The organism is Arthrobacter sp. NPDC058097, from assembly GCF_042884885.1.
Taxonomy (GTDB): domain Bacteria; phylum Actinomycetota; class Actinomycetes; order Actinomycetales; family Micrococcaceae; genus Arthrobacter.
In genome coordinates, this window is record NZ_JBHVSZ010000016.1 from 86,390 (window position 1) to 99,376 (window position 12,987).

The 12,987-nt window shown below is 66.5% G+C and carries 11 protein-coding genes and 1 tRNA gene; 8 read left to right on the plus strand and 4 right to left on the minus strand.

Annotation, left to right across the window (positions count from 1 at the left end; translation table 11 throughout):
- Positions 1-36 precede the first annotated feature (36 nt).
- From ACFVTE_RS21990 to ACFVTE_RS22020, 7 genes are all read left to right on the plus strand, one after another.
- A complete protein-coding gene (locus ACFVTE_RS21990; RefSeq protein ID WP_387104290.1) occupies positions 37-732 on the plus strand; it encodes a DUF501 domain-containing protein in 696 nt (231 codons plus the stop codon).
- On the plus strand, positions 729-1,685 hold the full coding sequence (locus tag ACFVTE_RS21995) for an exopolyphosphatase (protein WP_387104293.1): 957 nt from the start codon (positions 729-731) through the stop codon (positions 1,683-1,685). Before ACFVTE_RS21990 ends, ACFVTE_RS21995 begins: the two co-directional genes overlap by 4 nt.
- A gap of 18 nt (positions 1,686-1,703) precedes the next feature.
- Complete coding sequence (locus tag ACFVTE_RS22000; RefSeq protein ID WP_387104295.1) at positions 1,704-3,113, plus strand: S8 family serine peptidase; 1,410 nt, start codon at positions 1,704-1,706, stop codon at positions 3,111-3,113.
- 34 nt (positions 3,114-3,147) lie between these two features.
- Complete coding sequence (locus tag ACFVTE_RS22005) at positions 3,148-4,608, plus strand: NAD(P)/FAD-dependent oxidoreductase (protein ID WP_387104298.1); 1,461 nt, start codon at positions 3,148-3,150, stop codon at positions 4,606-4,608.
- A gap of 116 nt (positions 4,609-4,724) precedes the next feature.
- A complete protein-coding gene (locus ACFVTE_RS22010) occupies positions 4,725-5,675 on the plus strand; it encodes an N-acetyltransferase (RefSeq protein ID WP_387104301.1) in 951 nt (316 codons plus the stop codon).
- A gap of 20 nt (positions 5,676-5,695) precedes the next feature.
- A tRNA-Leu gene (locus tag ACFVTE_RS22015) sits at positions 5,696-5,769 on the plus strand.
- A 173-nt stretch (positions 5,770-5,942) separates the two neighbouring features.
- The gene (locus ACFVTE_RS22020; protein ID WP_387104304.1) at positions 5,943-7,292 is read left to right on the plus strand and encodes an ABC transporter substrate-binding protein; all 1,350 of its coding nucleotides are present in this window, start codon (positions 5,943-5,945) and stop codon (positions 7,290-7,292) included.
- A gap of 86 nt (positions 7,293-7,378) precedes the next feature.
- Here ACFVTE_RS22020 and ACFVTE_RS22025 read toward each other — a convergent pair whose 3' ends face one another.
- From ACFVTE_RS22025 to ACFVTE_RS22040, 4 genes are read right to left on the minus strand one after another with little or no spacing between them, the layout of a single operon-like run.
- Positions 7,379-8,149 (minus strand): ABC transporter ATP-binding protein, encoded by a 771-nt coding sequence (locus tag ACFVTE_RS22025; protein WP_387104306.1) that lies wholly within the window; start codon positions 8,147-8,149, stop codon positions 7,379-7,381.
- The gene (locus ACFVTE_RS22030; RefSeq protein WP_387104308.1) at positions 8,146-9,192 is read right to left on the minus strand and encodes an ABC transporter ATP-binding protein; all 1,047 of its coding nucleotides are present in this window, start codon (positions 9,190-9,192) and stop codon (positions 8,146-8,148) included. Before ACFVTE_RS22030 ends, ACFVTE_RS22025 begins: the two co-directional genes overlap by 4 nt.
- The gene (locus tag ACFVTE_RS22035) at positions 9,189-10,157 is read right to left on the minus strand and encodes a branched-chain amino acid ABC transporter permease (protein WP_387104310.1); all 969 of its coding nucleotides are present in this window, start codon (positions 10,155-10,157) and stop codon (positions 9,189-9,191) included. Before ACFVTE_RS22035 ends, ACFVTE_RS22030 begins: the two co-directional genes overlap by 4 nt.
- A 9-nt stretch (positions 10,158-10,166) precedes the next feature.
- On the minus strand, positions 10,167-11,462 hold the full coding sequence (locus tag ACFVTE_RS22040; RefSeq protein ID WP_387104329.1) for a branched-chain amino acid ABC transporter permease: 1,296 nt from the start codon (positions 11,460-11,462) through the stop codon (positions 10,167-10,169).
- A 348-nt stretch (positions 11,463-11,810) separates the two neighbouring features.
- Here ACFVTE_RS22040 and ACFVTE_RS22045 point away from each other — a divergent pair, with 348 nt between their 5' ends.
- Positions 11,811-12,761, plus strand: coding sequence for a Bax inhibitor-1/YccA family protein (locus ACFVTE_RS22045; protein WP_387104312.1), 951 nt, complete (start codon positions 11,811-11,813; stop codon positions 12,759-12,761).
- Positions 12,762-12,987: the final 226 nt, after the last annotated feature.

The window sequence follows — 12,987 nt, forward strand, 5'->3', positions numbered from 1 at the left end:
GGCGGCCAGAACCGGGCAGGAAGGACGGCCACGCCAGTGGACGACAACACGGCAACCGCCCCCGGTGAATCCAGGCAGCCCTCAGCGCAGGACCTCGATGTGCTCAGCCGCCAGCTGGGGAGGCCGGTACGCGACGTGGTGGAGATCCCGGCGCGCTGCGTCTGCGGCAACCCGCTCGTGGCGGCAACATCCCCGCGGCTCAGCAACGGAACGCCCTTCCCCACCACGTTCTACCTGACCCACCCCGTCATCACGTCTGCGGTCTCCCGCCTTGAGGCGGCCGGCCTCATGAACGAAATGAACGACCGGCTTGCCGCGGACGAGTCCCTCGCCGCCTCCTACCGGGTTGCCCACGAGGCCTACCTCGCTGCCCGCGCCGACATCGGGGCACGGTCGGGGATCGGCGACGTTCCCGAGATCGACGGCGTCTCAGCCGGGGGCATGCCCACCCGCGTCAAGTGCCTGCACGTCCTGGTGGGGCACTCGCTGGCCGCCGGACCGGGTGTGAACCCGCTGGGCGACGAAGCCATTGCGGCCATCAGCGAATGGTGGACCGCCGACCGCTGCTACTGTGACGGCGCCTGGGACACAGCGGGTGAGGCACCGTCCCGGGACCTCAGCCGCCACGGCCCGCAGGGCCTGCCGGAGATTGTCGGCCGCCCGGCGCCCGTTCGCAGATCAAAGACCGATGCAGGAACAACCGAGGCAACCGCCACGGAGGCAGGCGCATGACCCGGGTGGCCGCCATCGACTGCGGAACCAACTCCATCCGCCTGCTGATTGCCGACATTGACCGCAGCAACGGCGCAACGAAACTCACCGACGTCGTGCGTGAAATGCGGGTGGTGCGGCTCGGCCAGGGAGTTGACGCCACCGGCGAGCTGGCCCCCGAGGCGCTCGAGCGGACCTTCGCGGCCACGGCAGACTACGCCGCGCTCATCCGCGAGTACCAGGCCCGGAAAGTCCGCTTCGTGGCCACCTCGGCCAGCCGGGACGCCCGGAACCGCCAGGTCTTCGTGGACGGCATCCGGAACCTCATCGGCGTGGAGCCCGAGGTGATCACCGGCCACGAGGAAGCCTCGCTGTCCTTCGCCGGCGCCAGCAGCGTGCTGCCCATCTCGGCGGAGGACAAAGTGCTGGTGGTGGACCTGGGCGGCGGCAGCACCGAGTTCGTGCTCGGCGATGCCAACGGCGTGATCGCCGCGAAGTCCGTGGACATCGGCTGTGTCCGGCTGACCGAACGCCACCTCACGTCGGATCCGCCCACGGACGAACAGATCGCCGCAGCGGAGGCCGACGTCGACGCAGCCATTGCCGAAGCGAAACTGGACGTTCCGCTGGAACGCAGTACCGCCGTCGTCGGGGTTGCCGGCTCGATCACCACCATCACGGCGCACGCGCTCAAGCTCCCCGAATACCTGCCGGCAGCCATCCACGGCGCCGAACTGTCCATCTCCGCCGTGCAGGCCGCGGCCACCGACCTGCTGCAGATGCCGCGGGCGCAAAGGGCCGAGCTGCCGTACATGCACCCCGGCCGGGTGGACGTCATCGGGGCCGGTGCCCTGGTCTGGCGGCGCATCCTCACCCGCATGGGCGAGCTCAGCGGCGGCCGCATAATTACGGCCACGGCCAGCGAGCACGATATTCTGGACGGAATTGCCCTGAGTGCCGAGGCACCGAAGTAACCGAGTATTGGATCCTGAATGACCAGAGCAACAGCCCGGCGTCGCCGGACGGTCTCGGCCCTTCTGTCCGCGGTGCTTGCCGGTGGCATCGCCGCGTCCGCCGTTGCCACCGCGCCGGCCGCACAGGCAGACTCCTGGCGGGACAAGGAGTACTGGCTCAAGGAAGCCGGCATCACCAAGGCCTGGGAGGTCTCCAAAGGCGCCAACGTGAAGGTCGCTGTGATCGACAGCGGCGTGGACGGCAACCATCCCGACCTCAAGGGCGTGGTGGCCGGCGGCCATGACGTCTCCGGCGCCGGCGCCGCCGACGGCGGGAAGAGCATCGGCGCCAAGCCCGAGCACGGCACGCTGGTGGCCACCATGCTCGCGGGCCGCGGGCACCAGCCGGCGAAGAAGGCCACCGCCAGCGCCAAGCCGTCCCCGAGCGCCGCCGCAACGGCGTCCAGCGCCAAGCCGGACGGCATCATGGGCGTGGCACCCGAGGCGCAGATCCTCGCCGTGTCCACCTGGCTGGGATCGGAAAACCCCGGCGGCAAGAGCGACCAGGACCAGATCCCCGAGGCAGTGCGCTGGGCCGTCGACAACGGCGCCAAGGTCATCAACATTTCGCTGGGCAGCACCTCGCCGGAATGGCCGCAAAGCTGGGATGCCGCCTTCCTCTACGCCGAGCAGAAGGACGTGGTCATCGTGGCCGCGGCCGGCAACCGGGTGGGCGGCAACGTCCAGGTGGGGGCTCCGGCCACCATCCCGGGCGTGCTGACCGTGGCGGGCCTGGACCGGAGCGGTCAGGCGAGCACCGATTCCTCCTCCCAGGGCATCAGCATCGGAGTGGCAGCGCCCGCGGAGAAGCTCGCCGGCGGACTGCCCGGCGGCAGTTATGCGGAGTGGGCCGGCACGTCCGGTGCCACGCCCATCGTTTCCGGGGTTGCGGCGCTGATCCGCTCCAAGTGGCCCGAGATGAGCGCCAAGCAGGTCATCAACAGGATTGTCTCCACTGCCAAGGACGAGGGCACGCCGGGCAAGGACCCGCTGTACGGCTTCGGCGTCCTCAACGCGGAGGGTGCGCTCAAGGACGATGTGGCCGAGACGAAGACCAATCCGCTGGGTTCCATCGCGGACTGGATCCGCGTCCACCGGCGCGGGAACCTCGCCACGCCCGCCCCAGAGCCGACTGCCGCCGCGCCCACCGCGCAGGCCACGCTTCCCAAGGCGACTGTGCCGGTTGCCGTGCCCCCGTCGCAGCTGGACAGTGCGCTTCCGGCCGCGGTGGTCATCGGGTTCGGTGCGCTCTTCATAGCCATCATTGCGGCGGGCGCGGTGCAGCTGCGGCGGGCCTACCGGGCGTCCGGCGGGGCCTCGGGCGGGGGAGTGGAGGAGGCGGAAACCGGTGCCGTGGGAAGGGTGGATCCGGCAGACCGGGCAAGTTAGTGAAGATTTTCACAAAGTACTGTACTCTGGAGTTATGGCAACCACCCCACAGCTCCAGGATCGTCCGCGTGTGCTCGTCGTCGGCGGCGGGTACGTCGGCCTCTACGTAGCCCTCAAACTGCAGAAGAAGATCGCGAACGCAGGCGGCATCGTCACCGTCGTTGATCCGCTGCCCTACATGACTTACCAGCCCTTCCTGCCGGAAGTTGCCGGTGGAAACATCGAGGCCCGCCACGCAGTGGTCTCGCACCGCCAGCACCTCAAGCAGAGCGAGCTCATCCAGGGCCGCGTCGTCTCCATCGACCACGCCAACCGCACGGCCGTGGTTGCCCCGGCTGACGGCGGAGACAACTTCGAGATTCCGTACTTCGACGTCGTGCTTTCCGCGGGCGCTATCACCCGCACGTTCCCCGTCAAGGGCCTGGCGGACAAGGGCATCGGCCTGAAGACCATCGAGGAAGCCGTTGCACTGCGCAACAAGGTGCTCGACCGCATCGAGCGCGCCTCCACCATGACCGATCCCGCAGAGCGCGCCCGGGCCCTGACCTTCGTGGTGGTGGGTGGCGGCTTCGCCGGCATCGAGTGCATCACCGAAATGGAAGACCTCGCCCGCGCCGCCGTCCGCAACAACCCGCGCGTCAAGCAGGAGGAAGTCCGCTTCGTCCTCGTCGAGGCCATGGGCCGCATCATGCCCGAGGTCACCGCCCAGCAGGCCGAGTGGGTCGTGGAGCACCTCCGCAGCCGCGGCATCGAGGTCCTGCTGAACACCTCGCTGGACAACGCCGAAGGCGCCCTGAAGCTGATCAACCTGCCGGACAAGACGCTGGCCCAGGAATTCGAGTCCGACACCCTTGTGTGGACTGCCGGTGTCCAGGCCAACCCCATGGTCCGCTCCACCGACTTCCCGCTGGAACCCCGCGGCCGTGTCCGCGTGCTGCCGGACCTGCGCATCGCGGGCGATGAAGGCATCATCGACAACGCCTGGGCAGCCGGCGACATCGCCGCGGTTCCCGACCTGTCGGGCGGCGGGCTGCCGGACGGCACCTGCGTTCCCAACGCCCAGCACGCGCTGCGCCAGGCCAAGCGCCTCGCGAAGAACCTGTGGGCTTCCCGCTGGAACAAGCCGCTGGTGGACTACAAGCACAAGAACCTCGGTGCTGTGGCCGGCTTCGGCGAGTGGAAGGGTGTTGCCAACATCAACCTGTTCGGCCGCATCGGGCTCAAGGGCCCCCTCGCCTGGCTGGCACACCGCGGCTACCACGGCATGGCCATGCCGACGTTTGAACGCAAGTTCCGCGTGGTCTTCAACTGGATCCTGAGCTTCTTCGCGGGCCGGGATACCACCCAGCTGCTGGACCTGGACAACCCGCGCGGCGCCTTCGTGGCCGCCGCCACCCCGGCGCCCAAGCCCGCGGCTCCGGCGGCGTCGGCTGAGAAAGCCGCAGCGCCCGCCCAGGCCGGCGCCAAGGATGCTGTGACGGCTGAGGCCAAGTAGGCCCCTGATACCGAATATGACGACGGCGGCCGTTCCCTTCCGGGGAACGGCCGCTTTCGCGTTCCCCGGGGTTGGTAGCCTCCGGGCACGCCAGGGTGCGCACATAGACTGGCTCCATGACGGGTGAAAAGAACCTCCAGACTCTCCTTGCCTCGATGCGTCCGGTGCTCCGGGAGGGGGAGTATGTCTATGTACTCTGGCCGCACGGCAGGCCGCTGGCCGGCCACGTTGAGGCCGCCGTCCGGGAAGCAGAGGGGCTCACGGTGGTCCTGCCCCGGTCCGAAGCGGATGCGCTGGACCTGCCGTACGATTTCGTCGCTGCCTGGATCACCCTGGAGGTCCATTCGGCCCTGGAGGCTGTGGGCCTGACGGCGGCCGTCAGCAGGGCCCTGACCCAGGCCCGGATCAGCTGCAACGTGCTGGCCGGATTCCACCACGACCACCTTCTGGTGCCGGTGGCCGACTCGGCGCGGGCGCTGGAGGTCCTGGCCGAGCTCTCCGCCGCAAATGCCCCGGAACCGGAACCGGTGCGGGAAGTGGTGCTGCGCAGCGAGCAGCCCGGGGACCGCGACGCGCTCCTTGCCCTGACCGCCGAAGCGTTCGCCGTTTCCCCGGTCACCGGACTGCCGGTGGAGGGGGAGCCCGTTGAGGTCAGGGTGCTCCAAGAGCTGTTCGTCGCCGAGGAGTACCTGCCGGAGTTCAGCGTCGTCGCGGAGCTCGACGGCGAGATCGTCGGCCACGTGATCAGCACCCGGGCCTGGGTGGAGGACCTCGAGCTGCTGGGCCTCGGGCCGATCAGCGTCACGCCCCGGCTGCAGCGCCACGGCATCGGTTCGGCACTGATGCGCGAAACCGTCATCCGTGCCAACGCTGCGGGGGAGAAGGGCATCGCGCTGCTGGGAAGCACCGAGTACTACCCGCGGTTCGGCTTCGTTCCGGCGTCCTCCCTCGGCGTCGAGGCGCCGGACAGGAAATGGGGGAACCATTTCCAGCTGCTGCCCCTCGCCCTTTGGCCGGGCGGAGTCCATGGGACATTCCGGTACGCGCGGCCCCTGGCCGCCCTCTGAGGCGATACGATTGACCGGGCGCCCCAGTAGCCCAATTGGCAGAGGCAGCGGACTTAAAATCCGCGTGTTGTGGGTTCGAGTCCCACCTGGGGTACTACTTTTCTTCTCCGCGTCGCCGGTGTTCCAATATGCAACGAGTGTTATGAGGATGTGACCTTAGTCACTTATGTTCACGCTCGAATTGGATTAGCTTGAACTTAGCTCAGGAACCCCTGACCAAAAATCGCATCAAAGGCCGTTCGCACCTTTCGATCGAGGAGACTCTAAATGATTTCACTCCCCCAGACGGCGCCAAGGGTCGCTAAGCTCACAGCGCTTAGCATCGGCGTCGCCCTTCTGGCCACGGCTTGTGGTGGCGGTTCCACCCCAAGCGCGACCGAATCCTCCGCAGGGGCGTCAGGCGGCATCGCGTGTCCCGCCCCCAGTGCCACGGCCGGGGCAACCAGCACCGCCACGGAGACCGGCAACGTGCCGGCGGCAACCACCACCACCCCCACGCCGCTGAAAATTGGATCGCTTCTGCCGACGACGGGGTCGCTGGCGTTCCTCGGCCCGCCCGAAATCGCCGGTGTTAACCTGGGCATCAAGGAAGTCAACGATGCCGGCGGCGTGCTCGGCAAGCCGGTCCAGGTGGTCCACCGCGACTCCGGTGACACGAAGACGGACATTGCCACGCAGTCCACCACGGCACTCCTCGGCCAGGGTGTCAGTGCCATCGTGGGCGCCGCGTCCTCGGGTGTGTCCAAGACCGTGATCAACCAGATCACCGGCGCCGGTGTCATCCAGTTCTCGCCCGCGAACACGTCCCCGGACTTCACCACCTGGGATGACAAGGGCCTGTACTGGCGGACGGCTCCGTCCGACGTGCTGCAGGGCAAGGTGCTGGGCAACTACATGGCCACGTGTGGCGCCCAGACGGTGGGCATGATTGTCCTGAACGATGCGTACGGCACGGGCCTGGCGAAGAACGTCAAGGCAGCCTTTGAGGCAGCCGGCGGCCAGGTTGTGGCGGAGGAACTCTTCAACGAGGGCGACTCGCAGTTCAGCAGCCAGGTGGACAAGGTCATCGCCGCCAAGCCGGACGCCATTGCCCTGATCACCTTCGACCAGGCCAAGAGCATCGTTCCGCTGATCACCGGCAAGGGCATCAAACCCACGCAGCTGTTCATGGTGGACGGCAACACGTCCGACTACAGCAAGGACTTCAAGCCCGGCACGCTGAAGGGCGCACAGGGAACCATCCCCGGCACCTTCGCCAAGGAGGACTTCAAGAAGAAGCTCCTGGCCATCGACCCGGCCCTGAAGGACTACAGCTACGCCGGTGAGTCCTACGACGCGGTCAACCTGATTGCGCTCGCATCCGAGGCCGCAAAGAGCACCAAGGGCACGGAGATCGCCAAGCAGCTCAAGGCGGTTTCCGAGGGCGGCGAGAAGTGCACGGATTTCGCATCCTGTGTAACGCTGCTCCGCAACGGCAAGGACATCGACTACGACGGCGAGTCCGGTCCGGTGAGCTTCTCCGACGCCGGTGACCCGACGGAAGCCTCCATCGGCATCTACGAGTACCAGGACGACAACACGTACAAGCCGTCCAGGGAAGAATTCGGCAAGCTGTAAGCCGCTTCCGCCGCACAACAGGAGACCCCCGGCCAGTTCAACCTGGCCGGGGGTTCTGTTTGTTCGGTGGTTAGGGTGGGGCAGCCTTAGCTCTCGTCTGCCAGCGTGCCGAGGTACAGCTGGATGACTTTGGGATCCTTCATGAGCTCACGGCCCGTGCCCGTGTAGGCATCCCTGCCCTGGTCCAGGACGTAGCCGCGGTCGCAGATCTGCAGGCAGCGGCGGGCGTTCTGTTCCACCATGATGACGGACACGCCGGCACGGTTGATCTCGTGCACCCGCAGGAACGTCTCGTCCTGCTTGACGGGGGAGAGGCCGGCAGAGGGTTCGTCCAGCAGCAGCACCGCTGGTTCCATCATCAGGGCCCGGCCCATCGCCACCATCTGCCGCTCGCCGCCGGACAGGGAACCCGCCCGCTGCGCCCTGCGCTTCCCGAGTTCCGGAAACAGGCTGGTGACGAACTCGAAGCGCTCGGCGAAGTCCTTGGGCCGCTGGAACATGCCCATCTGCATGTTCTCCTCGATGGTCAGCGTGGAGAAGACGTTGTTGGTCTGCGGCACGAAGCCGACGCCCTGGGTCACCAGCTTGTTGGCCTTGAGCCCCGTGAGGTCGCGGCCGCGGACCATTACGGACCCGGAATGCACCTTCACCAGCCCGAACATGGCCTTCAGCAGTGTGGACTTGCCGGCCCCGTTCGGGCCGATGATGCCGATCAGTTCGCCCTTCCGGGCCTCGATGCTGCACCCGTTGAGGATGTTCACGCCGGGGAGATAGCCGGCCACCAGGTCGGTGACCTTGACGACGACGCCGTCCTCGGCTGCGCTGCTTGCGGCCGGGGCCGCGCTCGTGGCACTCATGCGTTGTCCTTGTCTGTGCGTCCGGCGTCTGTGCGCGGGGTGTCCGGGCCCGCTTCCGTGATGGTGGGTGCCCCGGCATCGACCGCGATTATGCCCGCATTCTCGGTGCCGACGATCGATTCCTCATCGGCGGCGAGTTCCTGCTCCAGCTCCCTGATGCCTTCGGTGTCCCCGAGATCGACGTCGTGATGGGCACCCAGGTAGGCGTCGATGACGGCGGGGTCCTTCATGACCTCGCCCGGGGGACCCTCGGCCACGATCTTTCCCTCGGCCATGACCACCACCCAGTCCGCGATGTGCCGGACCATGTGCATGTCGTGCTCCACGAAGAGGACGGTCATGCCCTCGGACTTGAGGTTCTTGATGTGATCCAGCAGCGACTGCGTCAGCGCCGGGTTCACCCCTGCCATCGGTTCGTCCAGCATCACCAGCTTGGGCCGGACCATCAGGGAGCGGGCCATTTCCAGCAGCTTGCGCTGGCCGCCGGACAGCGACGCCGCGTAGTCATCCTTCTTGGTGTCGAGCTTGAACTTCTCCAGCAGGACGTTGGCGTGCTCGGTGATTTCTTTCTCGCGGCCGCCCCAGATGTTCTTGAACAGGGCCTTGGACAGCCGCTCGCCGGGCTGGTTGGACGCGCCGAGCCGCATGTTTTCCATGACCGTTAGCTTGCCCATGACCTTGGTTAGCTGGAAGGTGCGCACCATGCCCATCCGGGCCACCTTGTAGGAGGACACCCCGGCGATGCTGTGGCCCTCGAACTGCCACTTGCCGGAGTTGGGGGTATCAAAGCCGGTGAGCAGGTTGAACAGGGTGGTCTTGCCGGCCCCGTTCGGGCCGATCAGGGCGGTGATCTTGTGCCGCGGGATCTCCAGGTATTCGACGTCGACGGCGTTAATGCCGCCGAAGCTGCGGGTGACGTTCTCGGCGACGACGATCGGATCCCGCTTCTTGCAGCCGGGGGTGTTGTCCCCGACGGCGATCGGCCGGGCGTCCGTCATGTAGTCGACGCCCTCTTCCATTGATTCTTCGCTGTGCTTGCTCATGCGAACGCCAGCTCCTTCTTGTTGCCAAAGACACCCTGCGGCCTGAAGATCATCAGCAGCATCAGGGCGATGCCCACCAGGATGTAGCGCAGCTGGCCGGCCTGGACCGTGGTCAGCCATGTCACCGCGCCGGATTCGATGAGACCGTACAGAACGCCCTGCGTGAGGGACAGGACCACCCAGAAGATCATGGCCCCGATGACGGGCCCCAAGACCGTGGCCATGCCGCCCAGCAGCAGGCAGGTCCAGAGGAAGAACGTCAGCTCGGTGCCGTAGTTGGCGGGCTGCACGGCGCCGCGGGGGAGCGTGAAGATCATTCCGGCCAGCGCACCGAAGATGCCGCCGATCACCAGCGCCTGCATCTTGTGGGCGTAGACGTTCTTGCCGAGCGAGCGCACCGCGTTCTCGTCCTCGCGGATGCCCTTCAGCACGCGGCCCCACGGGCTGCGCATCAGGAGCCACACGAGGACGCAGCCGACGGCCACGAGGCCCCAGCCCACCACCCTGATGAAGAAGTCGCGGTTGTTCATGCCGAAGTAGGAGCCCTCGGGGAACGGGTTCATCGTATAGAAGCCGCCCTCGAAGGCGGCCAGCCCGTTGGCAGAACCGGTCACGGAGGTGAGCTGGTTGGTGGTGACAACGTAGCGGACGATTTCCGCCGCCGCGATGGTGACGATGGCCAGGTAGTCCGCCCGCAGGCGGAGCGTGGGAATGCCCAGCACCAGTGCAAAGAGCACAGAACAGACGACGGCGATGAGCAGGGCCACGAAGAACGGCACCCGGAAGGTGAGCGTCGAGATGGCGAAGCCGTAGGCACCCACCGCCATGAAGCCGGCCTGGCCGAAGTTCAGCAGGCCCGAGTAGCCGAAGTGCACGGCGAGGCCGAGCGCCGCGAGGGCGTAGGCCGCCGTCGTCGGGCTGAAAAGTTCGCCAGCAGCGCTGGCAAGGATAAATCCGAAGTCCATGCCTGTCTCCTAACCCACGCGCTCGCGACGGCCCAGGATGCCCTGGGGCCGGAACAAGAGGACAACGATCATGATGAAGAGTGCTCCCACGTACTTGAGGTCGGCCGCGAGGCCGAACACGGTGGTCAGTTCAACGAAGATGCCGACGATGATGGATCCGACCAGGGCGCCGAAAACTGTGCCCAGGCCGCCGAGGGTGACGCCGGCGAAGATTAGCAGCAGGATCTGCGAGCCCATGTCGAAGGTGACGCCGGGGCGGTAATAGGCCCAGAGGATGCCGCCCAGCGAAGCCAGCACACCGCCCACGATCCAGACCAGGCGGATGACGCCGTCGACGTCGATTCCGGAGGCGGCAGCCAGGGCGGGGTTGTCGGCCACCGCCCGGGTGGCCTTGCCGAGCCTGGTCTTCAGCAGCACGACGCCGATGAGGGCGATCACCACCGCGCTGATAACCAGCGACCAGAGGTTGTTGGGGGAGATGGAGACCGGACCGATCTGGATTTCGTTGCTCTGTGCGAACGGCAGTTGCTGCGTGGCCCCGCCGAAGTAGAACTGGATGATGTAGCGGATGGCCAGCGCAAGGCCGATGCTGACGATCATCATGGGGACCAGGCCGGTGCCGCGGCGGCGCAGCGGCCGCCAGAGCCCGGCGTCCTGCGCGTAGCCGAAGAGTCCGCCGCCGAGCAGGGCCAGGATGACGGCCAGCCAGAATGGCAGGTTCATGGCGCTGAACCCGAAGACAAGGACGGCGCCGAGGGTCACCATCTCGCCGTGCGCGAAGTTGGTGAGGCCGGTGGTGCCGAAGATCAGGGACAGGCCCACCGAGGCCAGCGCCAGCAGCAGGCCGAAGCTCAGCCCGGCCACGAGCCTGTTGAGCAGGTTCTGGCCGAAGTCCTGCTGCTGCACCACGATGCCTTTGCCGAAGGCGAAGATGACCGAGAGGTTTGACGTCTGGCTGAAGGTGACTGTCCGGGGATTCGCCTGGCCTTCGGCGAGCTTTATTCCTTCCGGAAGGGTGGATTCATCCAGCTGGATCTCGTAGGTGCCCTGCTTGGGAACGCCGATCCGCCAGGACCCGTTGGCACCGGAGGTTGCCTCGCCGGTGAAGGATCCGCTCTTGGCGGTGATCTTGACGCCCTCGAGCGGGCGGCGTGAATCGTCGCGGAGGAAGCCGCTGATGGTGTCCTGGAACTGCTGGTTCGACGGGGGTGGTGTCGGAGTTGGAGTGCCTGCCTGCGATGCCGGTGCTGCGACCAGCAGAAGTGCCACGACGGCGGACGCGATGGCCCCCCATACCTTCAGCAGCCCGGCCGGCCGCCGGATAGGCAGCCCTCTCGGTGTGCGTCTCAAATTGAAAACCTCCACGTGGGGGTGGTTGCGGCTGCCTCATTGCAGCCGCTGCGAACGGAGGACGGCGGGTATCGTTGCTGTTAGAGCGGGTATTGACTAGCTGTGATATCCGTCACCCTGACCCGCTTATCGTACAGCGCAAGCAGTACAAACCGCGTGGGCGGAGCTGACCATCAGATAGCGATCCGGTAACAACTCAAGTGCCCCGTCGCCGGCAGGAACTTTCCGTGCCGCTGGTCCGTGGAAATTGATAGCGTGACCCGTAGATTCATCACTTAAACCCATACATGGAGGACACCCGCAATGGCACTTGGCGGAAACCCGATCTTCAACGGAAAGAATTTCCGTGGAGCCACCCAGGCGCCGCCTGTCCCGCAGGCGTACGGCCACAACAACTACGGTCAGAACCAGTTCGGCCAGCCGGCTTATGGGCAGCCGGGCTTCGGCCAGGGCCGTGCCCCCGGGCAGGTCATGGACGGCCAGTCCGGCTGGATGCCGCAGCAGCAGAACATGACCAACGACCAGCTGCAGCAGATGTACAACCGGCCTGCGGCCGGACCGTCCGAAACCGGGCGGATGACCTTCGACGACGTCATCGTCAAGACCGGCATCTGCCTCGCGGCTGTGGTGGTTGGCGCCGCTGTCACGCTGACCGTGAGCCTGTCGCTCGCCAGCATGCTCATGATTGTCGGCGCGCTGGGCGGCTTTGTGCTGGCTCTCGTCAACACGTTCAAGAAGCAGCCCTCGCCGGCCCTTATCCTTGCCTACGCGGCCCTCGAGGGTTTCTTCCTCGGCGGCCTGACCCGCATCCTTGACGGGATGTACCCGGGCGTCGGCCTGCAGGCGGTCATCGGCACGCTCTCGGTCTTCGCCGTCACTCTGGTGCTCTTCAAGAGCGGCAAGGTCCGCGCAACCCCCAAGGCGATGCGCTTCTTCATGATCGCGACCATCGGCTACGCGGTCTTCGCCCTGATCAACATGGTCATGATGTGGACCGGCGCCGTGGATTCCCCGTTCGGCCTGCGTACCAGCATGGAGATCGCCGGCATTCCGCTAGGCGTCTTCATCGGCCTGCTCGCGATCGGCCTCGCCGCCTTCTCGCTGATCATGGACTTCACCAGCATCGAGGCCGGCGTCCGCGCCGGGGCGCCGGAGCGCTTCTCCTGGACCGCCGCCTTCGGCCTCACGGTGACGCTCGTCTGGCTGTATGTGGAAATCATCCGCCTGCTGGCCATCCTCCGCGGCGACGACTAAACGCCACAAACCACGACGGCATCCCGCCGTCGTAATTAATAAGCCAACACGGAGTGGGCCCCGCCAACCGGCGGGGCCCACTCCCGCTTTATGGACTGGAGTTTTCGTCCACATATCGTGACTTCGGAGGTGGCAAATTCAAGTAGTCGGAGCAACGCGGGGGGTTATGCCGCCTGTAGCAGCTGGCTGAGCCGGTTGGCTGGGGTGTCGAGGTTGAGGGTTGGTC

Excerpts from the sequence above, each read along its gene's own strand:
- ACFVTE_RS21995 (WP_387104293.1), top strand. The coding sequence starts at position 729 with ATGACCCGGGTGGCCGCCATCGACTGCGGAACCAACTCCATCCGCCTG.
- ACFVTE_RS22000 (WP_387104295.1), top strand. The coding sequence starts at position 1,704 with ATGACCAGAGCAACAGCCCGGCGTCGCCGGACGGTCTCGGCCCTTCTG.
- ACFVTE_RS22005 (WP_387104298.1), top strand. The coding sequence starts at position 3,148 with ATGGCAACCACCCCACAGCTCCAGGATCGTCCGCGTGTGCTCGTCGTC.
- ACFVTE_RS22010 (WP_387104301.1), top strand. The coding sequence starts at position 4,725 with ATGACGGGTGAAAAGAACCTCCAGACTCTCCTTGCCTCGATGCGTCCG.
- ACFVTE_RS22020 (WP_387104304.1), top strand. The coding sequence starts at position 5,943 with ATGATTTCACTCCCCCAGACGGCGCCAAGGGTCGCTAAGCTCACAGCG.
- ACFVTE_RS22025 (WP_387104306.1), bottom strand. The coding sequence starts at position 8,149 with ATGAGTGCCACGAGCGCGGCCCCGGCCGCAAGCAGCGCAGCCGAGGAC.
- ACFVTE_RS22030 (WP_387104308.1), bottom strand. The coding sequence starts at position 9,192 with ATGAGCAAGCACAGCGAAGAATCAATGGAAGAGGGCGTCGACTACATG.
- ACFVTE_RS22035 (WP_387104310.1), bottom strand. The coding sequence starts at position 10,157 with ATGGACTTCGGATTTATCCTTGCCAGCGCTGCTGGCGAACTTTTCAGC.
- ACFVTE_RS22045 (WP_387104312.1), top strand. The coding sequence starts at position 11,811 with ATGGCACTTGGCGGAAACCCGATCTTCAACGGAAAGAATTTCCGTGGA.